General features: G+C 49.3%; 1 protein-coding gene. It reads left to right on the top strand.

Annotated features, from left to right (window positions below; genetic code table 11):
* Positions 1-576 (top strand): IS66 family transposase (gene tnpC, locus WFH18_RS17680; RefSeq protein ID WP_336755391.1); only part of this gene is annotated, 576 nt, incomplete at both ends.

Below are 576 nucleotides of genomic sequence, written 5' to 3'. Positions count from 1 at the left end.
CCAACTCCGTCGTATCGGCGAAGATGTCAGTGAAAAACTGCATTTCAGACCGGCACAGTTCTATAAGGAACAGCATGTGCGTGGTAAATGGGTCTGTGATCAGTGTGACACTCTAACTCAGCAAGCGATGCCCGCCTATGTGATTGATAAAGGCATTGCTTCACCTGAATTGCTCAGCCATGTGCTGGTATCGAAGTATGCCGATCATTTGCCGCTGTACCGTCAGCGCCTGATCTATCAGCGGGCTGGCATTGATCTGTCCAGATCCACTTTATCTGACTGGATAGGTCGCTGCGGTGTAGAACTGGAACCTCTGGCCAATGCCTTAAAAGAGGTGGTGCTGCAACAGCGGGTGCTGCATGCAGATGAAACACCGGTCACCATCATGCGGATGGGTGAGAATAATAAAAAACCGAAGAAAGGTTATGTCTGGGCCTATGCCACCACACAGTATAATCCAGTTCAGGCGGTGATCTATGACTTTCAGGATAGTCGTTCAGGCCAGCATGCTGAAGAGTTCTTGAAAGGCTGGCAGGGCTATCTAGTCTGTGATGATTACAGTGGTTATAAAGCACG

The sequence above is a fragment of the Acinetobacter sp. USHLN143 genome, from assembly GCF_037145695.1.
Taxonomy (GTDB): Bacteria; Pseudomonadota; Gammaproteobacteria; order Pseudomonadales; family Moraxellaceae; genus Acinetobacter; species Acinetobacter fasciculus.
Note: the sequence above shows the minus strand (reverse complement) of the source record. Positions and strands in the feature narration are given on the sequence as shown.